Below are 24,128 nucleotides of genomic sequence, written 5' to 3'. Positions count from 1 at the left end.
GCGCACGACGCTAGGATGGCGGCCACAGCGGCCGCGGCACAATGGGGACGTCGTCCAGCGGCCAGATTGGCCGCTTCAGGTTTTGGTACGGGAGCGTCGAGAAATCCATGCTGACCGTCCCTGGCGTATCGCAGTAAATGATCTGCCCGAGGGGCGCATACGACGTGGCGAAGTGCTGGGTGGACTTGACCACGATGACCTTCTTTTGCTCAAGGTCAATGCCGTGTCCTTCGAAAACGTGCCGGCTGAAGACCTGGTGGCGCTCGGAACCAATCACGATATCAACCCCGTCGACACGTACCGCCGCCGATTTGCCGAGCGGAACGGTGGGCTTGCCTCGGCCGAACCACTGCTGATGGACATCGTCGGCCACGGCGAGCACCTGGGCCTCCACGTCGAGCGGGCTTCCGGACTGCGGGCCCACCTTGCCGCCCAATCGCAAGGAAATCGGGCTGCCAGGTCCGGCCAGGTGGCAAAAGTCGGCTGAAATGGGATCCCAAAGCACGCCGAAGGCGGCATCGGTGACTCCCCGGCGCAGGAGTTCCGCCAGAATCAGGGTCGAATCGCCGCCCGCGCCCCCACCCGAATTGTCGGCGCGTTCCGCAATGACGACCCTGCCCCTGGCCGCGGCCGCCTCTACCAGCGCTTGATCCAGGGACACGCCGATATCTCCTTGCTGCACGACCGCATCGACAAAAGCCTCCGCCAATTGCGAGGCGATTCGCTCGCCCAGTTCGGGCTCGTCGTTCGTGATCACGACGATGGCCGCACCCACGTCCGCGTGGTCGGCGCCGAAGAATCCGTGAAACGCCGACGCGCTGAGGACCCCGCCCGACTCCTCGGCCGACCGCAATTGCGACACGAAATCCGACATCGGCCCGAACGTGGTTGGGGATACGGTCATCAACGGGACACGCAAGGCAGTGCTGGAAGGCCGGATGCGACCCTCCCGCATGCTCTTCAACAAGTCAACCGCGCCCGCGCCCCTCTCGGCAAAGTCGATATGGGGATATTCCCGGCAACAGATCAGGAAATCCGCAGCGTCAAGCATCACCTCGCTGACGTTGCCGTGCAGGTCGCAAACGGCGGCAATGGGAACTTTCGTGCCCACCTGTTCGCGGATACCGTGCAGAAGGCCTCCCTCACAATCGGATGTCCCAATGGCCGACATGGCTCCGTGCAGAAACACGAAGACGGTGTCGACCTGGCCGGCCTCTCGCAAGTCGTCCAGGATTCTTTCGCGAATCCGTTGCCAGCAGGCCGCGGAGGCAGGCGCGGCCGGGATCGCGTTCAGGAAGAGTCCGGGAACAACCTCCATGCCGAGCTTGCGTGCACGTTCCACCGCGCCGCCATAGGCCAGGAGGTTCACGTTCTCCGGCGGCACAGGATCTTTTCGCGGATCCCAGCACTGTCCGGAAAAGCTGTCCCAGCCGGTAGGAATGGGCGAGAAGACGTTCGTCTCCTGCACGACCCCGCAGACGAATAGCCTCATTCGGCGCCACCTCCTTCCCCGGAGCGTTCTTCCCACCCGACCAGTTGCGCGAACGCGTAGACGAGCAGTATGAGTCCCGCAATCGGAACAATCACGACAATGACCGCACTGTTCCAATTCATCGCCTCGGTGGCCCGAAACCAGTGACGCAACACGAAGCCCGGACCGTAGATCAGCCACGGCAGCACGAACGCGCTGATCGCGAGCCAGCGGATCGCGCGAAGCAGCGATGCCGGGAGAGCGTTTGCGCCCGTGAGTCCTTTCGTCAACTTCGGGTCCGACCGGTGAAAGAGCGCCGAACCGGCGCCGAGGAGGCCGCACCAGATCATGCAGAAGCGCGCCGCCTCTTCGGTCCACGGCGGCGGGTTCTGAAACACGTAGCGGCCGACGACCTGCAGCAGGACCAGCGTCAGCATCGCCGCCAGCATCAGCATCGCCAGCCCTTCCACAGGCCGATTCACGAAGCGTTTCAGTAGGCGCGACATTCGTTCTCCAACAGATTCCTGACCGTATTCATTGTGTCCGAACCCAGCAGGTCTTCATACATCCATAAAACCGAAGCGGCAAGTTCAGCCAGTAATTCCGCATCGGGCTCGGAAATGGTCACCCCCATTGAGCGCAATCCTTCCAGATCCTCGCGGCGCCGGGCCGCAGCAAAAGCACGATTGGCATGTCTGGCGCTGACGAGAGCTGATTCCAGCGCCGCTCGCTCCGCATCGTCCAGACCATCGCTCCACTTCGCCGACAGGGTCACGAAACGTATCCCCGTGAACAGATCCAGGGCCAGCATGTGCCTGAGATGGCGCGTATGCCTGAAGGCAAGGGGAACGCCCGGCGGATTCAGATAACCGTCAACTACCGATGTCTGCAACGCTGTCGTCACCTCCTCCCACGCGACCTGCACGGACGAAGCGCCCCAGCTTTCGATCGTTCTGACCTGGTAACGGTCCATTGCGCGAATGCGTTGCTCCCGCAGCGTATCGAGCGAGTCGATGGGTCCGCTGGCCGTGAACAGGCTCGCCATGCCTCCCACCGTGACCACGTCCACGACCTCGATCCCACGAGGTCGCGTCGCTGAGTTCACCAGATCCAGAAAGCCGGTCCTGTGCATCAGGCAGTCCACTTCGGCGGTTTCCCGGAACAGGAACGGCATGCGAAACGAACGCAACAGCGGGCTGTACTGCGTCACATCCTGGCCTCCGGAGATATTGATAGGCAGCAGCCCAAGGATCACCTGCTCGTCCCGTTCGAGTTCGCTTCCCAGAGTACTGCCCGGAAAAACCCGCGTCTGAATGCCATGCCGTCGGAGTTCGTCCCGGAGCGCGTAGGCCCAGACCGCAACCGGATTGCTGTCAATCAGCGCAGTCGACATGCCGATGTGTACGGGACCGGCAATGGCTGGAACACCACCAACAGTGAGCACTCCGGCGAGAACAGCGGCGCAAAGTGCTCTCATAGCAGACCCACGGCCTTCGGAAGCCACAAGCTGACACCGGGAAGGAATGTCAGCACTGCGAGCACGGCCACGTGCAGCGAAGTGAAGGCGATCGTTCCTCTTATCAATTGCGCGTATGAAACGCCCGTAACCGCGGACGTCACCAGCAATACCGGGCCGAACGGCGGCGTAATCAATCCCAGTGCCAGCGAAAGGCATACGACGATGCCTGTGTGAACCGGATCCGCGCCGAGCGCAATGGCCTCGGGAACGATCAGAGGCACTACCAGGAAGAGGCCGAGGCGGACGCCCGTAAACATACCCACCACAAGCAAGGACGCAACGATGCTGAAGAGGTAGGCGCGCCCCGCCAGCCCGCTGCCTGCCACGGCAGTGGACAGCTGGTTCGATGCCCCAACGATCGCAGCAAGATAGCTGATCAGGCTTGACGCGGCGATCAGCACGAATATCGAGCCCACCAGCCTTACGGTGCGACGCAGGGAATCCACGAGCAGCGTTCGCGACAGCAAACCGTATGCACGGGCGGCGGCGATGGCCAGAACCACGGCAAGAGCGCCGGCTTCCGTCGGCGTGGTCACGCCGAACACGATTCCCGCGACGATGACAATCGGCAGGGCCAGCGCCGGCAGCGCGCGGCGTGTCGCCTCCCCCAGACGCTTCAGGTCAAAAGGATCACCGGCCGGATGTCCTTTCCTGCGGGCAAACGCCGCATTGGAAACGACAAGAACGGCGGCCATCATCAGGCCCGGAATGATGCCGGCCGCGAAGAGAGCCGCGATATCCGTTTCCATGAGTGCGCCGTACATGATCAGAATAATGCTGGGCGGGATGATCGGGCCGATGATCGCGGAGGCTGCGGTAATGGAGGCCGCATAGTCGCCCCTGTAGCCGCGCTCGCGCATGGCCGGTACGAGCGTATTGCCCAGGGCTGCCGCATCCGCCGTCGCGGCGCCCGAGACACCGGCGAAGAAAACCGAAGTCATTATGTTTACGTGCCCGAGCGCCCCGCGGATCTTCCCCATCAGCGATAGCGAGAAATCGATCAGGGATCGGGTCACGCCGCCCCGTCCCATGATTTCGCCGGCGAGTATGAACATGGGCAAGGCGGTGAGCGCAAACGAATCCAGCTGACTGAAAACCCGCTGCGGCACGATCATCAGGTGCTCACCGTGCCCCGTAACGAGAAAAAGAACGACGGCAACGGCCCCGACAATGTACGCGTATTCCGTACCGCTCAATACCAGGCAGACAACGAGAACGAGTAGAAGAAGCCAGACCAAGTTCCGCTCAACTCTTCACGTACTCATGACCCAGGGCGAGATACGTCTCCCTCAACCGCACCTTACCGCTCGAATCGAAGTGCCACACATCGAAGAATCGCACCTGGCGCCTGTCGCCGGTTTCCCCCCTGCCGATGAATTCGCCCTTGCAGAACACCTGGTCCCGGACGGCGACAATGCTGTGGATGACGTGCTTGCCGCGAATGCGCCGCTGGGTGCGAAAAAACCTGTCGATTTCCGCTTTTCCCTGAAGGCGCGAATCAGCCCGAACGTAGGTTGCATCTTCGCTGAACAGGCTGACGACCCAGTCCAGATCGTTCGAATCGATGCGGCGATAGTACTCGTCAACGATCGCCCCGGCAGTCATAGGCGGGCTCCGTCCGACTTGAGCTTGCGGCGAACGAGCTGGACCGGCAGGTCATGGGTCGACCGGTCTTCCCTGACGGCAATCGCCGCGGCGTGTCCCACGGCATGTCCGTATGAAAAGCACTGGGCTGTCACGCGAGCCGAGGCCATCGCCTCATGTTGCGCCGAGAGGCAGCGGCCCGCAACCAGCAGGGATTCGCCCCCCGGGGGAACGAAACAGTTCAGCGGCACATCGTAGTGGTCCTCGATGATCCAGACCAGCCTGGGCTTGTCGCCCTTGTGCAACTCGATCGGCCACGGCGACCTGGCAACGCCGTCCGGGCGCTTGCGGGCCGACTCGACATCGGAATTGCTCAGGACTTCCGTGCCGACAAGCTGGCGGGTCTGTCGAACCCCGACCTGTACGCCGGTATCGTTGACCCAACTGTTCTCGCAGCCGGCGACGTAGTCCTTCAGGAACCGGGCGTACTCGCGAACTTGCCTGCGGCCGTCGAATTCGGCTTCCGTAAGGTCCTGTGCAATGACGGCGTTCAACTCCCGACCGTCCAAGCCGATCAGGCGCGTAGCATTGCACAGCAACTCGCCGGGACGTGGCGTCTCGAACAGGAAAATCTTTGCGCGCGGCAGGTAATACTCGCCCCTTGCATACAGCTCGTTAATTTTCCGGCTTATATATAGCGGCATAATACTGTCGGGTCCGTATTCCGAACGGAGCTTTCGGATTTCCACACCCTGCAGACGAAAGATCATCGTCGGATTCTGGACCTGGCCGTCCTTCCCCAGCCTGAATTCATGCCCTGCCATGGCGACGACGTCCGCATCACCACTCGCGTCGACCGTCACCCGCGACGCAATCGATAACTTCCCCTCTTTTGTATAGGCGACTATTCCGGCCACCCGATCGTCCGCGTCCCCCAGCACGTCGGTTGCTATTGTGTGGTAAAGCACCCGAACGCCCGCGTCCTTCAGCAGGTGGTCCGCCACCTCGCGCCACACCAGTGGGTCGTGAACGCGCGTAAACGTCTTGCCGTACCGCACGGGCCCGGTAAGCCCGCCGCGAGCCTCCATGGCCGCCGTGAACTCGTCCAGGAAGCCATGGACCACCTGACGGGGCGGTCGCTCTTTATCGTCACTGGCCTCGTAAATCCCGCAGATCGTGCCTGACATACCGGCTACGGCGCCGCCGCCACAAAATCCGTAGCGTTCGACCAGCGCCACCGCCAGCCCCTGGCGCGCCGCAGTGACGGCAGCCGCAACCCCGGCCGCGCCGCCTCCCACCACCAGCACATCGCATGCGAGCTTCTGCTGCGGTCGCTTATCGAGAACCATTTTGCGCTTTCCTCCCTTTCAGGATCGACCGGGGCTGTAATCCGCCGGATCGAGGGCCGGACCGGTTCCGGAAACGATGTCCGCCAGCAAACGAGCGCTGCCGGGACCCGTGGACCAACCGATCTGGCCGTGCCCCGAATTGACATAAAGGTTTTCCACGGCAGTTTGACCGATAAACGGAGTTCCGTCGGCGGACATCGGCCTCAGGCCCGCCCACGCTATCGCCTTGTTCCGGTCGACAGCGTTTGCATAGTCGGGAAAAATCCGTTCCAGCATGGCGTACAGATTGTCGATCCGGGCCCGCGGAATCGATTCATCGAACGCACTGAACTCCGCGGTACCGGCGAGACGGATCGAGTCAGCGCCCAGCGGAATGACGCCGGCGTGAAGATCGGCATCGATAATCGGCACGCGCGGCGACTGAGCCTCATTTCCGCTGGGCAGCGTCAAAGAATATCCCTTGACCGGCATGATGGGGATCCGGATGCCCAGCGGCCTCAGCAGCCGCGTCGTACCCGCCGCACAAGCGACTACAAAGGCGCCCCCCTCGATTCGCCCGCCACTCGCCGTTTCAAGGTGCCGTACGTGCCCGCTCCTGCCGACGATCCGTGTGATTTCCGTGCCGTACCGGATTTCCACGCCCGCTCCTGCCAGCCTCTTCGCCATAACCCGGCAGAACAGGTAGGAGTTACCGCCCTCGTCACCCTTGTAATGGATGCCGCCCTCAAGTTGGTTTGCGATCGACGCAAGAGCCGGTTCCAGCGCGATCAGGCCGTCCCGATCAACAATTTCGCTGTCAACGCCTGCAGACCTGAGTTCTTCGGCAATTCCCACCGATGCTGCGAGGACTGACCGGTCGCGGAAAATACTCAGCGAACCGCGGTAATACTGACCGTACTCCAGGTCCAGATCGGTCCGAAGATCGCGAAGAACACGAACGGAGTAGGTTGCCAGCGTCAGATTGCGCCGCGAGGCTTCCACAAACCTCCCGGGCGACGAATTGGCCAGGAATCTCAATCCCCAGAACAGGTAATGATGCAGGTGCCTGAGTCGCAGCAACATCGGCGCGTCCGCCCGCCCGGCATATCTGAGCAGGGTCCGGTGCACCCCGGGTTCGTTCCACGGCTGCACATAGCTGGGGTGGATCAGCGACCCGTTGGCGAAACTGGTTCCCAGCCCGGGGCCTGCATCCTTCTCGATCAACAGGACGTCAAATCCGGCTTCCTTGAGAAACCATGCGCTCGTAACTCCCAGAATGCCGGCGCCAACTACTACGACACGCATTGAACTGTGCCTCCGACACTTGGACTACCCGGCCACGTGTCGACATATTGTATGCATAGATGGCGGTGGGCCCTGCACCGGACATTTGTGATGCCAGACCCACCATCAGGCAATGTGCCTGGTTAGCCTATTCGCCGGTTTGGCGCTGGCCCAGCCCCACTGCGTCGGCGGCGAAAGCGAACTGATTGGCGATGTCCTCGATACGCATCCAGGTGGGCGTGCCCGCGCCGTGACCCGCGCGCGTCTCGATGCGAATCATCACCGGCCTGTCGCAGCCCTGGGCATGCTGCAGCGCCGCTGCGAACTTGTAGCTGTGCCAGGGCACGACCCGGTCGTCATGATCGCCGGTGGTGACCAGGGTCGGCGGGTAACAGGCGCCCTCGGCGACGCGATGCACGGGCGAATAGGCGTACTGGGCGCGAAAATCCGCCTCGTTCTCGGACAGGCCGTAATCGTCGGCCCAGGCGCGCGCGTTGGCGCTGGGCGTGTGGTAACGCAGCATGTCGAGCACGCCCACGTCCGGTAGCGCCGCTCCGAACAGGTCCGGGCGCTGGGTCATCACGGCGCCCACCAGCAGGCCGCCGTTGCTGCTGCCCTGGATAACGAGCCGCGACGGCATCGTGTAGCCCTCGTCGATCAGCCACTGCGCCGCGGCTATGAAATCGTCGAACACGTTCTGCTTGCGCTCGCGGGTTCCCGCCAGGTGCCACTCGCGCCCGTACTCGCCGCCGCCGCGCAGGTTGGGGATAGCGACCATGCCGCCAAGCTCCATCCACACCAGGCGGGCGCTGTTGTAACCGGGCGTCAGCGATATGTTGAAACCGCCGTATCCGTACAGCAGCGTGGGGTGGTCGTCGGTCTTTTCCAGGTCCTTGCGGTGCACGAGGAACATCGGGATCCGGGTGCCGTCCTTGCTGTCGAAGAAGACCTGGCGGGTCACGAACTGCGTGCCGTCGATCGGCGTTTCGGTGCGGTGGTGCAGCGTGCTCTCGCCCGTGCCGACATCGTAGCGGTACACGGCGCCTGGATCGGTAAATCCGGAGAAGTTGTAGAACGTTTCGGGATCGTCCCAGCGTCCGCCGAAGCCGCCCACCGAGCCTATGCCGGGCAGTTCGATCTGCTCCACCAGGCTGCCGTCGGCCTCATGGACGATCACCAGCGGCTTGACGTCCTGCAGATAGGAGGCGATCAGCCGTCCCCCTACCGCGCTGATGCGCTGCATCGTGTTTTCGCCCTCGGGAATGACTTCGGTCCACTCCTGCGGGCTGTTGACGTCCAGTGAAATCACCTTGCGGCGCGGTGCATCCCTGTTGGTCGAGAAGAAGAAGGTATCGCCGTCGTTGGCAAGGTAGCTGTATATGGCGTCCCATTCGTCCAGCAACGGCCTTATCGCGGAATCCGGTTCGTCCATGCGCCGGTAGTGGACCGCATTGCTCAGATAGCCCTCCTGCAACGTAACGATCAGGTAGGCGCCGTCCTCGGTGACGCCGGCGTAAGCGTTGCGGCCTTCGTCCGGCGGCATCTCGAGCACCAGCCGGTCGTCGGCCTGGTCCGTCCCGAGTTCGTGAAAGTAGACCGACACGGCCTTCTTGTCGTCGCCGGCGCCCTGCTCGTCCACCGGATAGCGGCTGTAGTAGAAGCCGCCCTCGTCCGGAGTCCAGGAAACGCCCGTGAACTTGGTATAGGTCAGATGGTCGGGCAGGTCCTCGCCGGTTGCGACCTCGCGCACGTACCAGTCGCGCCAGTCGGAACCCCCGTCGGACTTCGCATACGCGATGTAGCGGCCGTCGGGACTTACCGAGTTGCTCGCCAGACTGACGGTGCCGTCCTCGCTCCAGGAGTTGGGATCGAGCAGCGCCCGCGCTTCGCCGTCAAGGCCCTCCCGTACAAAAAGCACGCTGTGGTTCTGCAGACCGTCGTTGCGGAATTCGAAATACCAAGGCCCGTCGCGCCAGGGCACGGAGCGGCGCGGATAGTTCCAGACCTCGGTCAGCCTTCGCTTAAGCCGCTCCCGCAGCTCGATCGACGCCAGGTAGGGCTCGACCAGCTCGTTCTGGGACGCTATCCAGGCTGCGGTCTCGGGAGCATCCATCTCCTCCATCCAGCGATAGGGGTCGGCAACCTGAACGCCAAAATAGTCGTCCTGCTGTTCGGAGCGCGCAGCGGGCGGGTATTCGAGCCCATCGTCGACAGACGGAGAGCAAGCCGCTGCAAGCAGGGCGAGTGAAACAAGAAGACCAGTTCTGCGCATGTCGTACGACTCCACTTCGGCGAGCCCGAATTTTAGCCGTTTGCGACCGCTTGGCGGCGGCAAATTGATATCATTGGCGCGGTGTCCAATTCGGACGTATTCCGGCAGGCCTTGCGGTTGGTGGGGAAGGACTTCAACCTCCTCAATCGCCTCATCTACAGCCACTTGCGCAGCGACGTTCCGCTGGTCGGGCGGGTGGCGCAGTACCTCCTGAACTCGGGCGGCAAGCGCATACGCCCCCTGTTGCTGATGCTCGTGGCGCGCGCGCTGGGCTGCGCTCCGGGCGGCCCCCAGGTCCGGGCCGGCGTCATCGTGGAATACATCCATTCGGCCACGCTGCTGCACGACGATGTCGTGGACGAGGCGGAAATGCGTCGCGGCAAGTCGGCGGCCAACGTGCTGCACGGCCCCGCGGCCAGCGTCCTGGTGGGCGATTTCCTCTACTCGCGCGCGTTCCAGTTGATCGTCGAGCTGCTCGAGCAGCGACGGGCGGTGGAAGTCCTTGCGTCCACCACCAACCAGATCGCCGAAGGCGAAGTCATGCAATTGATGAATCTGAACGAACTGGCCGTGACCGAAGAGCAGTACCTCGAGGTCATTCGCCGCAAGACCGCCTCCCTGTTCGAGGCCTGTGCGCGAATCGGCGCCATCCTCGCGCACAGCGACAGGGAAGTCGAGGATGCCGCCGCCCGCTACGGGCTCGAGCTCGGCATGGCCTATCAGATCACCGACGACGTGCTGGATTACTCGGGCGGCGAGGAAGCGTTCGGCAAGAACGTAGGCACCGACCTGAAGGAGGGAAAGACGACCCTGCCCATGCTTCATGCCATGCGGGTCGGGTCCCACGCACAGCAGAGCGTGCTGCGCGATGCCCTGCGGACCGGCGGTCTGGGCAACCTTTCCGGCGTAATGGAAGCGATCGAATCCACGGGGGCGCTAAAATACGCGGCCGGGCGCGCACGTGAAGCTTCCGAGCGCGCCGCGGATGCCCTGTCCGCCCTGCCCGAAAACCGCTTTCGCGAGGTGTTGACATCGCTGGCGCGGTTCGCGGCGGAGCGCAGTTACTAGCATTCGTGCATTCAGCCCTACGGTCGGGGTGTAGCTCAGCCTGGTAGAGCACTGTCTTCGGGTGGCAGGAGTCGCTGGTTCAAATCCAGTCACCCCGACCATTAAATTGCTTGAACAGTGATATAAATATCATTGACAAGCCCATGAAATAATGTATATTTGCTGAACCAACAACGCCACCCTTGGGGCAACGATGATGCGCAAAGCAGTTGTTGGAATCACTCTCTTTCTGCTCGCGGCGCCACTGGTCGCCGACGAGAAACTCAATGACAGGATGATGCACTCCGCATCGATCCTGCAGGAAATTCGCGGGCCCCTCGAAGAAGACGCCCCGGGCGTCCTTGAAAACGCCCATGCCGTGGCGATCTTTCCGGAATTCGTGAAGGTGGGCCTTTTCGGCGGCGTGAAACATGGCCGCGGCGTGCTGTCCACGCGGCTTGAGTCGGGAAGCTGGAGCAGGCCGGCCTTCGTTCGCATCACCAGCGGCAGCGTCGGCCTGCAGTTCGGCGTGTCGATGTCGCAATTGCTGATCGTGTTCAAGGACCCGAAGGCCGTCGAGGCGATATCCGGCGGGCAGCTCACGATCGGCGCCGACGCCGGCTACGCGGCGGGAGAACTGGGCGGCAGCGCGACTGCCGGCACGGACAACAAGCTGGAGAACCGGATCGTGATGATGGCCCGCTCCAAGGGCCTGTTCGCGGGCGTGGCGCTGGAGGGAGGCGTCCTCAGGATCGAAAAGGACTCCAACGTCGAGTTCTACAACGACGCCATCGGGCTGGACGGCAGGACCCTGCTGGAGGACGAGGAAGTGGAGTTGCCACCTGTGGCGCAGCATTTCCTTATCGTTCTCGGCGAGTCGGTGCCGCCTGTTTCGCCGGAAGCGCCGGAAGCGACCCCGGCAAGCAGCGAAAGCGAATCGGACGTGGATTTGCGATTCGCCGGAAATGAGAACGGCGAAGCCGTGGCCAGGTCCGCGCCCGGCGAACCTGCTGGAAAAGACTCGCGCGGCAGCGTGGGGCGCTCCTACGTTGATGCCGACAATCCGCCTTCCCGGGCGATCGCCAATGCACCGGGCTCGGCCTCCGGGCCGCAATATGGCCTTGGCGGGACCGCCGCGCCTGAGGCGGGGACGTGGGTGACGCCCCCGCCCGGAAGCCCGCAGCAGAATGGGGATCAATCGTCCGGCCCGGGTCTCGGCAGCAGGATCGCCGGCAAGCTCGTGGACGCAGCGCTGGATGGCGCCAAGGACCTGGCGGTAGATTCCATACGCAACAAGCCCGAGGTGCAGGGAGCGAAACTGGCCGCACGCGTGGGCGGCAAACTGGCGAGTGACGCCAAGCCCGACCCCTCCGCGCCCCAGCCCCCGAAGCCGGCCTTGCCGGAGCCGGAAGCGACAATCGCCTCCAATGAAGGCTCCTGGGTAACGCCGGACGCCCCGAACGCTCCGGACGTCCCGGGTCTCCAGGTTCCCGGCCTGTCGCCCGATCCAATACCGTCGATTGCCGGTATGCCGGATCCGGAATTCACCGGACCGCCGGCGCCCTCGGAGTGGCCCGCCGAATGGCTGGATGCGCAAATTCTGGGCGGGGTCTGCGAACCGGAAACCTGAACCCGCGCTAACCGCGCCGAAAATAGCGCCGCGCCAGGTCATCGGGGGAACGGCGCAGGACATACGCCAGCGCCAGCAGCCGATTCCCGAGGCTGCGCCTGAACCACCCGTCACGCTTCCACCGCCGGGCCGACACGCCCAGGACGGCCGGCACCGGTGCGAACCGGCCCGATTTTCGCAGGCGCTTTACGAGCGGAGGTTCTTCGAAAAGCGCGCGAGGGGGAAAGCCCCCGGCCTGCCGGTAGGCATCGCGGCGCATGAAGAGCCCCTGATCGCCGTACGGCGTTCCCGTTCGCGCACGCAGGTTGATCAGAAAGCCCAACAGCCGCGCCTGCCAGCAACGCTCGCCTTCGAAAACGAATCGGAACCAGCCGCCCACGGTCCCCGGGCGCATGTGCGCGCGAATGACGGAAATGGAGTCCGGCCGCGGCGAGTTGTCGGCATGCAGAAACCACAACAGCTCATTGGCCGCCGCTCGCGCGCCGCGGTCCATCTGCTCACCGCGGCAGGCGCGGGACGCAAGGTAGCGGCAGCCCGCCCCTGCGCAAAGCGCCTCGATCTCCGGCTCGCTTCCGCCATCCACGACGATGACCTCCGAAGGCCGCGGATCGAGCCCCGCGAGCGCCTGCAGCATGCGTTCCAGCGCCTGCCGGTCGCGGTATACGGGGATGACGACGGAAACGTCCATCAGGCCAGCCGGTTCCTCGCGATCCAGCGATGCAGCTCGCGCCGCGCCGGCCTCGCGTCGCCGCGCAGCGCCCGGGCCAGGGTCGCCAGGTCCGAACGGCGATCCACGTCGAATCCGCCGGGAATCTCAAGCGCCGGGCGGCCGGTCCTGCGGCAGGCGGCGCTTAATGCATGGGCCAGGCCCGGCGTGCCCCAGGGAAGACGCGCCAGTTGAGGCCAGCCCCGACGCGTGGCCATCATCGTTACGCCGCCGTCGCGGGCGGCCGCCAGCACCGCGTCGTGCGTGGCAAGGCCGGCGATGACGCGCCGGTAGTGCCGCGGCTTGAGCGCCGGCGCATCGCTGCCGATATAGATCCGGCGTGTCAATTGCATGGCGTCGAGCGCCCGGTCCAGCCTTTCCAGCCTCCTGCCCAGGTTGCCTGCGCCCTGCGCAAGCACCGTGACGGGCGCCGGGCGGTCCGGTCGCCTCGCCGGCAAGGAGCGCGCCCAGTCAAGATCGTCGCGATCTTCCGGGACCAGCACGACCGGGCCGCGCCAACCCCGAAGGTCCTCCAGCGCGCAGTCCAGCATCAGCCGGCAGAGCTCCACGACGGCCCGTTCCTCCAGGGATGCCGCCAGACGGCGTTTGCCGTGACGCTCGCGAGGGCGGCGAAACACCAGCGCGAGCGCGCAATCACGCCGCTGTGCTATGCTGGAATTCAGCCTGAATAGACTCATATCCGATGGTAGATCAGTACACTTTCTAGTTCATAATCCACACGCGAGCGAACCGGCCAGGATCATTTGATGCAGTACTCCAATTTTGTCAGGACCTTCAATGCCCACAGCGGCGCGAAGGAGTTGATGGAAGACATGTCGTGCGCCATTCCGGGAGTCGACAAGGTGTATCGGCTGGGCGGCGGCAACCCGGCCATTATTCCCGAAGTCAGGGAAATTTTCCGCGCCGAACTGGCCAAAATCGCCGCCGACTCCGACCGTTTCGACAACATGGCGTCGATCTACTCGGAGCCGCTGGGCGATACCCGGTTCCGCGAAGCGCTGGCCGACATGCTGCGCGAGGAATACGGCTGGCCCCTGACCGCGAAGAATATTGCCCTGGCGCCGGGCAGCCAGCTTTGCTTCTATTACCTCTTCAACCTCTTCGGCGGCGTGGGCCCGGGCGGCAAACGGCGCCGGATCATCATTCCGCTGTGCCCGGAATACATCGGCTACAAGGGATTGCTCTCCGACGATGCGGATGTCGCTTCGCGCCGCTCGATCATCCGCAAGCTCCCCAACCGTCAGTTCAAGTACGGCCTGCGCATGGAAGGGCTGGATGAAGTCGCGGACGTCGGCGCGATCGTCGTATCCAGGCCCACCAATCCCACCGGCAACGTGATTCGCCAGTCGGAACTCGCCCGGCTCGATGAAGTGGCGCGGGAACGGGAGGTGCCGCTGATCGTGGACAACGCCTACGGCTTCCCCTTCCCCGGCATGATCTACGTCAATGAGCGCCCCGAGTGGAACGACAACACCATACTTACGATGAGCCTGTCCAAGATCGGTCTTCCGGCGCTGCGCACGGGGATCGTCGTGGCCAACGAGGAAGTCACGGAAATCATGGGGCGCGTGAACGCGCTTACGCAACTGGCGGTGGGGGCCGCGGGCGCCGCGCTGGTCGCGCCGCTGCTGGAGAACCGCGAACTGCTGCGGATCAGCCGCGAACTGATCATGCCGTTTTACCAGCGCAAGATCCGGGACGCAGTGGGTTTTTGCCATGAAACGCTGACGAACTGCGACTACTACATCCACAAGCCGGAAGGCTCGATGTTCCTGTGGCTGTGGTTCCCGGGGCTGAACGACAACCGGGCCCTCTACCGGCGCCTGCGATCGCGTGGCGTGATGATTCTTTCCGGCCACGAATTCTTCCCCGGCCTGCAAGAGCCCTGGACCCACGAGCGCGAATGCATCCGCGTCAACGTCTGCGGCGATGCGGACTCGGTCTTCGAAGGACTTAGCATCATCGGCGAGGAAGCTTCCCGCCTGCAAGCAAAGGCAGCCTGAGACTTCACTCATGGACACGGGAATGCTGGTATTCCCCGGCCAGGGCGCCCAGTACGCCGGCATGGGGAGCGATCTATACGAGGCCTTCGACGCGGCCCGCAAGGTTTACGACGAGGCCGGCGAGGCGCTCGGCTACGACATGCGGGAACTCAGCTTCAAAGACCCGCAAGGGCAGATCGGGCTGACCCGCTATACGCAGCCGGCGCTGCTGACCCATTCGATCGCCTGCCTGCGGGTGACGGAAGCGCAGTCGGGCGGCGAGTTGACGCCGCAGGCCGCGGCCGGACACAGCCTGGGCGAGTACAGCGCGCTGGTTGCGGCCGGGGCGCTGGCATTCGACGACGCGCTGCGCCTGGTCGGCGAGCGCGGCCGGCTGATGGGCGAATACGGCGAAGGCGGCATGCTGGCGCTTGCCATGGACGCCGAGGAAGCGCGGCAGCTCGCCGACCGGCACTGCTGCCAGGTCGCCGGCCTGAACCTGCCGGCCCAGACGGTCGTGGGCGGCACGCAGGCCGACCTGGAGCAACTTGCCGCCGACCTGGCGGAGAACTATCCGCGCAAGCGGGGAACGCCGCTGGCCACGGAGGGCGCATTCCACACGTATCTCATGGTGACGGCGGCGCGGGAGTTCCGCGACGTGCTCAAGCGCACGGTGTTCCGCGCTCCCCGGTTCCCGGTGCTGTCCAACTACACGGCCCGGCCGCACGATGCGGCGCCGGACGCCGTTCGGACCCGGCTTTTCTTTCAGCTCATCAACCCGGTGAACTGGGTCGGCTGCATGCAGTGGGCGGTCGAGAACGGCGTGTCGTCATTCCTGGAACTGGGTGGCGGGATCGGGCGGGGCGAAACGCCCGCGGAGAAGCGGCCGAACCTGCAGGGCATCCTGAAAAAATACTGCCGCGCCGCCGGCCACGAGGCCGAAATCAGCGCCGTCATCAACGCCGACGACGCCTTGGCCCTGAACTAAGCTAGCGGAGGTCGCGCCAGACGCCGGCGGCGGCGCTGAGCCAGGCGACCGCCAGCATAATCCCGCCATAAGGAGTGAGCGGGGCAAAGTCGGGGCCTCCGAGCAGTTTCATGTATATCGTTCCCGAGAACACGGCCATGCCCGCGATCAGCAGCCATCCCGCTACCTTGTAGAACACGATGTCCGGGCTGCGACGCAGCATCAACCCGACGGCCAGCAACCCCAGGGAGTGCGCCACATGCATCTGGTTCGCCCAGTCCCAGGCACGCACCTCCGAGACGGCAGCGCCGGCCTCGAAAAGACCGTGCGTTGCGTAAGCTGCAAGAAAAACGGATGACGCCAGCAGCAGCGTCGCCAACAGCATGAATACCCGCGGCATCAGGACCTCCTCGTTTTCGCCGGCCCCGGCTTATTTCCCGGAGCCAACCCTAGCACGTTCCTCCAGCTCGATCAGCACCCCGAAGCAGTCCTTGGGATGCAGGAACAGCACCGGCAGGCCATGCGCGCCGATGCTGGGCTCGCCGTCGCCCAGTATGCGCACACCCTGCTCGCGCAGCCGGTCACGCGCCGCCAGGACGTCATCGACTTCCAGACAGATGTGGTGCATCCCGCCGGCCGTTGCGCGCTTGAGGAATCCGCTGATCGGCGAATCGTCGCCCAACGGTTCCAGCAGCTCCAGCGTGCCGTTGGGCAATCTGACAAAGACCGTGGTGACGCCATGCTCGGGCAGCGACTTCGGTACCGAAACCTCGGCGCCCAGCACATCGCGATAAAAGGCGGCGGCTTCCTCAACGTCCACCGTGGCCAGCGCCACGTGGTTCAGCCGGCCGATTGCGCCCGATGCATCGCGGTCCGGCGCGCGCTCCCCCTCCTGCCCGGCCTGCGCCGAGTCGGCCAGATCGGCGATCCGGTGCGCGAGCTCATCCAGGCCGGTCCCCTCCAGCGCCGAGCAACTGACCACCGCGTCGTGCCCCGCCGCGGGGATGGAACGCGCGTAGTCGGACGCCGTGGACCGGGCCAGTTGACGCGTTTCGCCGTCGGCCTTGTTTACGACGATCAGGTCGGCCAGTTCCCGAATCCCGCGCTTCATGCCCTGCAACTCGTCCCCGCCGCCGGGCGCCAGCAAGAGGACGAGCACGTCCACCATCCCGGCGACGTCGGTATCCGCCTGTCCCGAGCCGGCCGTTTCAAGCACCACGTAATCGAAGGGACCGCTGCCCAGCACCGTAAGGGCTTCGCGCGTTCGGCCGCCTAGGGCGCCGCTGCCGTCGCCGGTGGGCGAGGGCCGGATGAACACGCCGGCCTTGCGCGCCAGTTCGGCCATCCGGGTCTTGTCCCCCAGGATCGAGCCGCCGGTGCGTGACGAGGTGGGATCGACGGCCAGCACGCACACGCGCTTGCCGGCCTCCACGAAGCGCAGGCCAAGCTGCTCGATCAGCGTGGACTTGCCCGCGCCGGGCGGGCCCGTGATCCCGATTCTCCTGGCCGGGTCGGATGCCGCCTGAAGTCGCTCGATGAGTTCGCTGGCCGCATCCCGGTCAACGCCGCGCTCCGACTCCACCAGGGTCAGCGCGCGCGCCAGGCTGCGGCGATCGCCAGCGAGCACGCCTTCGGCCAGGGTTTCGATTTGCCCGCTCATTCGTACCGCAGTATGAACTGATTGGTCTCCAGGTTGTCGCCGGGACTCACGGCGACTTGCCGGATGCGGCCGTCGCGGGGCGAACGCAGGCTGTTTTCCATTTTCATGGCCTCGATGACCCCGATTTCCTGGCCGGTCTTGACTTCGTCGCCTTCCGCCACCTGCAACTGCGTCAGCACGCCGGGCATCGGCGCGTTGAGCGCGGTGACGCCCAGATGCGCCGGGCGGGCCGCCATGCGACCCTTCAGCCGGGCCGAGCGCGGCGGCAGGTACACGAACTCACGCTTGGCGCCCGCATGCGAGACCGTGACGCGCAGTCCCTCGCGCCGGACGACGAAAAACAATTCGTCCCCGGCCAGGCCGGAAGCCTTCGGAACGCGCACCTTGCACCGCACGACAGGCTCGTAAGGGCGCCAGCCGCTCTCCAGCCGATAAACCCGTCGTCCGAACCTAACGCTCAAACGCCCGTTCTCCCACTTCCTCTTGAGCGGCATCTCCTCGCCATCGGACAGCAGCACGGCCTGCGTCCACTCCTCCGGCATCAGGCGCGCGGCGCGATCCTGGGCCAGGACCGTCACGGCGCCCAGCAACTGCGCCAGCGCGGCCGGGCAATCGGCGCCCGGCCGAAAGCCCTCGGGATATTCCTCGGCGATGAAGGCCGTGGTGAGATCGCCCGCGACGAACCGTGGGTGGCGGGCGAGCGAAGCCAGGAAAAGCACGTTCGTAGCCGGTCCTTCAACGGCGAAATTATCGAGCGCGGCGGCCAGCCGCGAGGCCGCCTGGTCCCGGTCCCGTCCGTAGACCACCAGCTTCGCGACCAGCGAATCGTAGTAAACGGAAGCCTCGTCGCCCTCTTCCACCCCGGCGTCCAGCCGCAGCGCCGGGCCGGCCGCGGGCGGCAGCCAGCGAACCAGCCGGCCTGCCGCGGGCAGAAAGTCCCGTTCGGGGTCTTCGGCGCAGATCCTGGCTTCCATGGACCAGCCGTTGAGTTCGACATCGTCCTGGGTGAAATCCAGCGCTTCCCCCGCGGCAATGCGCAGCATCCACTGCACCAGGTCGATGCCGGCAATCCACTCGGTGATCGGATGCTCCACCTGCAGCCGGGTGTTCATTTCCAGCAGGTGAAAGCTGCCCGACGCGTCAACCACGAACTCGACGGTGCCGGCGGAGCGGTAGCCGATCACCTTCGCCAGTGCAACGGCGGCCTCGCCCATCTCCGAGCGCATTTCCGGCGTCACGAACGGCGAAGGCGCCTCCTCGATGACTTTCTGATAGCGGCGCTGGATCGAGCACTCGCGCTCTCCAAGATGCACCACCGAACCGTGGCCGTCGGCCAGAACCTGAACTTCGATATGGCGCGGGCGCTCCAGGTATTTCTCCACGAATACGCGCCCGTCGGCGAACGCCGCCTCGGCTTCCCGAACGGCCTGCTCGTATCCCGCCCGGCACTCGGCTTCGTCGCGCGCGATCCGCATGCCGCGCCCGCCGCCACCGGCCTGGGCCTTCAGCAATACCGGGTAGCCGATATCCGCGGCCGCCTCGGCCGCGGCATCGGCGCTTTCCATAGCCTCGGGGCGGCCGGGAATCACGGGAACGCCGGCTGCGGCGGCGATGCGCTTGGCCTCCAGCTTGTCCCCCATAAGCCGGATCGCTTCCGCCGGAGGTCCGACGAAGGCAATGCCGGCTTCCTCCACCGCCGCGGCGAAACGGGCATTTTCGGAAAGAAACCCGTAGCCGGGGTGCAGGGCGTCCGCGCCCGACTGTTTGCAGGCCCCAATGATTTTTTCCACGTCGAGATAGCTCTCGGCCGCGGTCAGGCCCCCTATGCGGACGGCCTCGTCGGCCGTGCGCGTGTGGAGGGCCTCGGAATCGGCGTCGGAACAGACGGCCACGGTTCGGATGCCGAGTGCCCGCGCGCCCCGCATGATGCGGCAGGCGATCTCACCGCGGTTGGCGATCAGCAGCTTCTTCAAAGGGGGATGTTGCCGTGTTTGCGCCAGGGGTCCCTGATGCGCTTGTTGCGCAGCATGGCGAAGGAACGGCAAAGGTGCGCGCGGGTCACGCGCGGCTCGATCACGTCATCGATGTAGCCGCGTCCGGCTGCAACGTACGGGTGCGCGAACTTGCGCCGGTATTCCTCGGTGCGGGCGGCGATCTTCTCCGCGTCGCCGATGTCCTTGCGGAAGATGATCTCCACCGCTCCCTGCGGTCCCATCACGGCGATCTCGGCGCTGGGCCAGGCGAAATTCACGTCGCCGCGCAGGTGCTTGGATGACATCACGTCGTAGGCGCCGCCGTAGGCCTTGCGCGTGATCACGGTCACCTTGGGCACGGTGGCCTCGGCGTAGGCATAGAGCAGCTTGGCGCCGTGGCGGATGATGCCGCCGTATTCCTGCTGCGATCCGGGCATGAAGCCCGGCACGTCCACGAGCGTCAGCAGCGGAATCGAAAAAGCGTCGCAGAAGCGAACGAATCGCGCGCCCTTGACGGAGGCTTCGATGTCCAGACATCCGGCCAGAACCGCGGGCTGATTGGCCACCACTCCCACCGTTTCTCCGGCGATGCGCACGAAGCCGACCACGATGTTGCGCGCGTAATCGGGCTGCAGCTCAAAGAATTCGCTCTCGTCCGCTACCTTGTAAATCAGTTCCTTGATGTCGTACGGCTTGGCCGGATCGGTGGGTACCAGGCTGTTGAGCGAAGGCTCGGCCCGGTCCTCGGGATCGTCGGTGGGACGCGCCGGGGCCCGCTCGCGGTTGCTTGCCGGCAGGTAACCCATCAGCAGGCGCGCCATGCGCAGGGTCTCCACGTCGTCGTCGAACGCCCGGTCGGCAACGCCGGAGCGGGAATTGTGCGTGTCCGCCCCGCCCAGCTCCTCGGCGGTGATTTCCTCCGCCGTGACCGTCCTCACCACGTCCGGCCCGGTCACGAACATGTACGAAGTGCCGCGCACCATGAAGATGAAATCGGTGATGGCCGGCGAATACACGGCGCCGCCGGCGCAGGGTCCCATCACCAGCGAGACTTGAGGGACCACGCCCGAAGCCAGCACGTTGCGCTGAAAAACGTCGGCATAGCCGCCCAGCGAGGCCACGCCCTCCTGGATACGAGCGCCGCCGGAGTCGTTCAGTCCGATGATCGGCGCCCCCACCTTGATGGCCTGCTCCATGACCTTGCAGATCTTGCGGGCATTGGTCTCCGACAGCGAGCCGCCGAAGACGGTGAAATCCTGGCTGAACACGAACACGAGGCGGCCATTGATGTGGCCATGCCCGGATATCACCCCGTCGCCGGGGATGCGTTGCTTGTCCATGCCGAAATCGCTGCTGCGGTGCTCCACGAAGGCGTCCCACTCGTCGAAGCTGTCGGCATCGAGCAGCACCTCCAGGCGCTCGCGCGCCGTCAGCTTGCCGCGTTCATGCTGCCGCTTGACCCGCGCCTCGCCGCCCCCGGCGCGCGAGGCCGCGCGCATCTCCTCCAGCCGCTGGAGCATTCGGGCACGCTCACTCACTCTCCGTCTCCCTCCAGCAGCGCCAGCATGTCCCTTGCGGCTGCCGTAATGTTGGCGCCGGGCTCGAATATCAGCGCCACCCCCGCTTCCTCCAGCAGCTTGCGGTCCTGCCTGGGAATGATTCCGCCGATCACGACCCGCACATCATCCGCGCCCTCGGCGCGCAGCGCCTCGATCATGCGCGGCGCCAGCTCCCGGTGCCCCGCCGCCTGCGAGGAAATGCCCACCAGGTGGACGTCGTTCTCCACCGCTTGCCGGGCAACCTCACCGGGCGTCTGAAACAGCGGCCCGATGTCCACGTCGAAGCCCAGGTCGGCCAGCGCCGATGCGACGACCCGGGCGCCCCGGTCATGCCCGTCCTGGCCGAGCTTGGCCACCAGGATCCTGGGCCGGCGTCCTTCCCGTTTCCCGAACTCGCGCACGCGCTTCTGGAGAGCGGCGAATTCCTCATCGCCTTCATAGGCCTGCGAATACACCCCGCTCACCGTCTGCGATACGGCCCGGTGCCGGCCGAACACCTCTTCCATCGTAAGCGAGATCTCCCCGACGGTGGCCCGCCTACGGGTTGCTTCCAGCGCAGGAGCAACGAGTTCGGTCCCTTCCCGCGAAGCCGCCTCGCGCAGCCCTGCAAGCGCAGTCCGGCAGGCCTGCTCGTCGCGCTGCGACCGGACCTCGGCGATCCGCCGCAACTGGCTTTCCCGGACCTTGCGGTTATCGATATCAAGCAGTTCAACCTCGGCTTCGTCGGCAACCCGGTAGCGGTTCACCCCTACCACCACATCCTCGCCACGCTCCATCCGGGCCTGGCGGCGCGCGGCCGCCTCCTCGATGCGCAGCTTGGGCACCCCGGCCTCGATCGCGCGCGTCATGCCGCCCAGGTCCTCGACTTCGCGGATCAGTTCGCGGGCTCCCGCCGCCAGGGAGGCGGTCAGGCTCTCCACATAGTACGAACCTCCCAGCGGGTCCGCAACGCGGGTGACGCCGGTTTCCTCGCGCAGGACGAGCTGCGTGTTGCGCGCGATGTGCGCCGAATGATCGCTCGGCAAAGCCAGGGCCTCGTCGAAGCTGTTGGTGTGCAGCGACTGCGTGCCGCCCAGCACCGCCGCCAGAGCCTCGACCGTCGTGCGAATCACGTTGTTGTACGGATCCTGGCTGGTCAGGCTCACGCCGGAAGTCTGACAGTGCGTACGCAGCATCAGCGAGCGGGGATTTCCCGGCGCGAACCGCTCCTGCATCAGCTCCGCCCAAAGCAGCCGCGCGGCCCGCAGCTTGGCCGCCTCCATGAAGAAATTCATGCCGATGCCGAAGAAGAAACTCAGCCGCGGAGCGAACTCGTCCACGTCGAGACCGGCGTTCATGGCCGCGCGGACGTACTCCAGGCCGTCGGCCAGCGTATAGCCCAGTTCCTGAACCGCCGTGGCGCCCGCTTCCAGCATGTGGTAGCCGGAAATCGATATGGGATTGAAGCGCGGCATGTTGCGGACGCTGAACGCGATGATGTCGCCCACGATCCGCATGGACGGGCCCGGCGGATAGATGTAGGTATTGCGGACCATGAACTCCTTGAGAATGTCGTTCTGCATGGTCCCCGACAGGTCCTTGAGACGTGCCCCCTGCTCTTCCGCCGCGACGATGTACATGGCCATGACCGGCAGCACCGCCCCGTTCATGGTCATGGACACCGACATGTCCTTGAGCGAAATGCCGTCGAACAGGCGCTTCATGTCCTCGACGGTATCGATGGCCACCCCGGCCTTGCCCACGTCGCCCAGGGCGCGCGGATGGTCCGAGTCGTAACCGCGGTGCGTCGGCAGATCGAAGGCGACGCTCAGGCCCGTCTGGCCGGCGGCAATATTGCGCCGGTAGAATGCGTTGGATTCCTCGGCGGTGGAAAAGCCCGCGTACTGGCGAACGGTCCAGGGCCGGCCGGCATACATGGTGGCGCGCGGCCCGCGCACGTATGGCGGCGCGCCGGGCAGACTGCGGATGTGTTGAAAGCCCTCAAGATCCTTGATCGTGTACAGCGGCTTGACCGGGATCCCTTCCGGCGTGTCCCAGATCAGGCCCGCGGCGTCGGCGCCCTTGAGCTCCTTTCGGGCCCGGGCCGCCCAGTCCGGCGGCAAGCTGGAGAGTGATCCGTTCGCTTCGCGCTTTTTCATTGGGAAATAAGGAGTTTTGAATCTGCGCAAAAACGGGCAGTATAGCCCGCATGCGCCTTGCAATCATCGGAGTGGGCGGCGTCGGCGGCAGCCTCGGAGCGGCTCTTTTACGGGCCGGCCACGACGTTCTGTTCATCGCCCGCGGCGACAACGCCCGCGCCCTTGCCGAGCGCGGGCTCACCGTGAAGCACGAGCGTTTACCGTTTTACGCCGAGGGTATCAACGTGACGTCGAATCCCGACGGGCAGGCGCCCGCCGAGGCGGTTCTGCTTTGCATGAAGCGCTACGACCTGGTCGACGCGATCGAAACTCATGCCGGATGGCTCGCGTCCTGCGGCAGCGTCGTCACGCTGCAGAACGGGCTGGACGCGCAGGAAACCGCAGCGGCGCTGTTGCCAACGGACAGGGTATTGGGCGGGACCGTGCAGGTCGTCGCCAAGCTGCTGGAACCCGGCGTGATCCTGCGCGAAGGCGAAACGCTACAGCTCAATCTCGCCGAACCCTCGGGCGAAATGAGCGAACGGCTGCGAAGCCTGGAGCACGCGCTGGCGCCCACGGGCATCGCTGGCGAAGTTCACCGCAACATGGAAACCATGCTGTGGCTTAAATTCCTGATGGTGGCATGCTCCAGCTCGATAAACGTGGCGATGCGCAGCGGCTTCGACGCGATGGCAAGCAACCCTGCGATGCCGTGGCTGCTGGAGATCGCCATGCAGGAGGCGCTGGCCGTGGCGCGCGCACTTGCAGTTCCTCTGCCGCATGACATCGAGGCGCAAACGCGCGCCACCCTGAGGAACGTGTTCGCTCACGGAGGCAAGGCCTCGCTGCTGACTGATCTCGAGCGTGGCCGTCCGCTGGAGATCGAGTGGCTGTCCGGGGCGATCCACCGCATGGGCGAGCAAACCGGGGTTTCCACGCCCCTCCACACCGCCATCTATAACGAGCTGTTGCCGCTTGCCGATGGTGTCTGAAGCGCCGGTACACTAG

Annotated in this window: 19 protein-coding genes, 1 tRNA gene and 1 pseudogene; 6 read left to right on the top strand and 15 right to left on the bottom strand. The window is 65.0% G+C overall.

Annotated features, from left to right (window positions below; genetic code table 11):
• Positions 1–10 precede the first annotated feature (10 nt).
• The 8 genes from F4Y72_05575 to F4Y72_05540 form a co-directional block, all read right to left on the bottom strand.
• A complete protein-coding gene (locus F4Y72_05575; protein MXZ27757.1) occupies positions 11–1,492 on the bottom strand; it encodes a M81 family metallopeptidase in 1,482 nt (493 codons plus the stop codon).
• Positions 1,489–1,977, bottom strand: coding sequence for a TRAP transporter small permease (locus F4Y72_05570; GenBank protein ID MXZ27756.1), 489 nt, complete (start codon positions 1,975–1,977; stop codon positions 1,489–1,491). The genes F4Y72_05575 and F4Y72_05570 overlap by 4 nt, the downstream gene beginning before the upstream one ends.
• Entirely contained in the window at positions 1,962–2,948 is a 987-nt protein-coding gene (locus tag F4Y72_05565) for a hypothetical protein (protein ID MXZ27755.1), read from the bottom strand. The genes F4Y72_05570 and F4Y72_05565 overlap by 16 nt, the downstream gene beginning before the upstream one ends.
• Complete coding sequence (locus tag F4Y72_05560) at positions 2,945–4,228, bottom strand: TRAP transporter large permease (protein MXZ27754.1); 1,284 nt, start codon at positions 4,226–4,228, stop codon at positions 2,945–2,947. Before F4Y72_05560 ends, F4Y72_05565 begins: the two co-directional genes overlap by 4 nt.
• Positions 4,229–4,235: 7 nt before the next feature.
• Positions 4,236–4,595: a nuclear transport factor 2 family protein gene (locus F4Y72_05555; GenBank protein MXZ27753.1), complete on the bottom strand. Its 360-nt coding sequence runs from the start codon at positions 4,593–4,595 to the stop codon at positions 4,236–4,238.
• Complete coding sequence (locus tag F4Y72_05550; GenBank protein ID MXZ27752.1) at positions 4,592–5,923, bottom strand: FAD-dependent oxidoreductase; 1,332 nt, start codon at positions 5,921–5,923, stop codon at positions 4,592–4,594. Before F4Y72_05550 ends, F4Y72_05555 begins: the two co-directional genes overlap by 4 nt.
• 18 nt (positions 5,924–5,941) lie before the next feature.
• Positions 5,942–7,207, bottom strand: a complete 1,266-nt coding sequence (locus F4Y72_05545; GenBank protein ID MXZ27751.1) for an FAD-dependent oxidoreductase — start codon at positions 7,205–7,207, stop codon at positions 5,942–5,944.
• 127 nt (positions 7,208–7,334) lie between these two features.
• Positions 7,335–9,458, bottom strand: coding sequence for a S9 family peptidase (locus F4Y72_05540; GenBank protein ID MXZ27750.1), 2,124 nt, complete (start codon positions 9,456–9,458; stop codon positions 7,335–7,337).
• A 111-nt stretch (positions 9,459–9,569) separates the two neighbouring features.
• Here F4Y72_05540 and F4Y72_05535 point away from each other — a divergent pair, with 111 nt between their 5' ends.
• The 3 genes from F4Y72_05535 (at position 9,570) to F4Y72_05525 (ending at position 12,135) form a co-directional block, all read left to right on the top strand.
• The gene (locus tag F4Y72_05535; GenBank protein MXZ27749.1) at positions 9,570–10,526 is read left to right on the top strand and encodes an octaprenyl diphosphate synthase; all 957 of its coding nucleotides are present in this window, start codon (positions 9,570–9,572) and stop codon (positions 10,524–10,526) included.
• 24 nt (positions 10,527–10,550) lie between these two features.
• Positions 10,551–10,627 (top strand) — tRNA-Pro (locus F4Y72_05530).
• A 92-nt stretch (positions 10,628–10,719) separates the two neighbouring features.
• Positions 10,720–12,135 (top strand): hypothetical protein, encoded by a 1,416-nt coding sequence (locus F4Y72_05525; GenBank protein ID MXZ27748.1) that lies wholly within the window; start codon positions 10,720–10,722, stop codon positions 12,133–12,135.
• A gap of 7 nt (positions 12,136–12,142) precedes the next feature.
• Here F4Y72_05525 and F4Y72_05520 read toward each other — a convergent pair whose 3' ends face one another.
• Positions 12,143–12,823, bottom strand: a complete 681-nt coding sequence (locus F4Y72_05520; GenBank protein ID MXZ27747.1) for a glycosyltransferase — start codon at positions 12,821–12,823, stop codon at positions 12,143–12,145.
• Positions 12,823–13,539 carry a DUF2064 domain-containing protein gene (locus F4Y72_05515; GenBank protein MXZ27746.1) on the bottom strand — a complete coding sequence of 239 codons (717 nt, stop codon included), beginning with the start codon at positions 13,537–13,539 and terminating at the stop codon, positions 12,823–12,825. Before F4Y72_05515 ends, F4Y72_05520 begins: the two co-directional genes overlap by 1 nt.
• Positions 13,540–13,608: 69 nt before the next feature.
• Here F4Y72_05515 and F4Y72_05510 point away from each other — a divergent pair, with 69 nt between their 5' ends.
• Both F4Y72_05510 and F4Y72_05505 read left to right on the top strand, forming a co-directional pair.
• On the top strand, positions 13,609–14,865 hold the full coding sequence (locus tag F4Y72_05510) for a valine--pyruvate transaminase (GenBank protein MXZ27745.1): 1,257 nt from the start codon (positions 13,609–13,611) through the stop codon (positions 14,863–14,865).
• The gene (locus tag F4Y72_05505; protein MXZ27744.1) at positions 14,792–15,832 is read left to right on the top strand and encodes an ACP S-malonyltransferase; all 1,041 of its coding nucleotides are present in this window, start codon (positions 14,792–14,794) and stop codon (positions 15,830–15,832) included. The genes F4Y72_05510 and F4Y72_05505 overlap by 74 nt, the downstream gene beginning before the upstream one ends.
• 1 nt (position 15,833) lies before the next feature.
• Here F4Y72_05505 and F4Y72_05500 read toward each other — a convergent pair whose 3' ends face one another.
• The 5 genes and pseudogenes from F4Y72_05500 to scpA form a co-directional block, all read right to left on the bottom strand.
• Positions 15,834–16,211, bottom strand: coding sequence for a DUF423 domain-containing protein (locus tag F4Y72_05500; GenBank protein ID MXZ27743.1), 378 nt, complete (start codon positions 16,209–16,211; stop codon positions 15,834–15,836).
• A 30-nt stretch (positions 16,212–16,241) separates the two neighbouring features.
• Complete coding sequence (meaB, locus tag F4Y72_05495) at positions 16,242–17,471, bottom strand: methylmalonyl Co-A mutase-associated GTPase MeaB (protein ID MXZ27742.1); 1,230 nt, start codon at positions 17,469–17,471, stop codon at positions 16,242–16,244.
• Positions 17,468–19,438, bottom strand: a pseudogene (locus tag F4Y72_05490) (acetyl/propionyl/methylcrotonyl-CoA carboxylase subunit alpha). The gene meaB and the pseudogene F4Y72_05490 overlap by 4 nt, the downstream one beginning before the upstream one ends.
• A 2-nt stretch (positions 19,439–19,440) precedes the next feature.
• Positions 19,441–20,964 carry an acyl-CoA carboxylase subunit beta gene (locus tag F4Y72_05485; protein MXZ27741.1) on the bottom strand — a complete coding sequence of 508 codons (1,524 nt, stop codon included), beginning with the start codon at positions 20,962–20,964 and terminating at the stop codon, positions 19,441–19,443.
• 14 nt (positions 20,965–20,978) lie between these two features.
• Positions 20,979–23,141 (bottom strand): methylmalonyl-CoA mutase, encoded by a 2,163-nt coding sequence (gene scpA, locus F4Y72_05480; GenBank protein ID MXZ27740.1) that lies wholly within the window; start codon positions 23,139–23,141, stop codon positions 20,979–20,981.
• A gap of 50 nt (positions 23,142–23,191) precedes the next feature.
• Between scpA and F4Y72_05475 the strand changes: the two genes are divergently transcribed.
• Complete coding sequence (locus F4Y72_05475) at positions 23,192–24,112, top strand: 2-dehydropantoate 2-reductase (GenBank protein ID MXZ27739.1); 921 nt, start codon at positions 23,192–23,194, stop codon at positions 24,110–24,112.
• Positions 24,113–24,128 lie beyond the last annotated feature (16 nt).

The sequence above is a fragment of the Gammaproteobacteria bacterium genome, assembly GCA_009838035.1.
Classification (GTDB): domain Bacteria; phylum Pseudomonadota; class Gammaproteobacteria; order Steroidobacterales; family Foliamicaceae; genus Foliamicus.
Note: the sequence above shows the minus strand (reverse complement) of the source record. Positions and strands in the feature narration are given on the sequence as shown.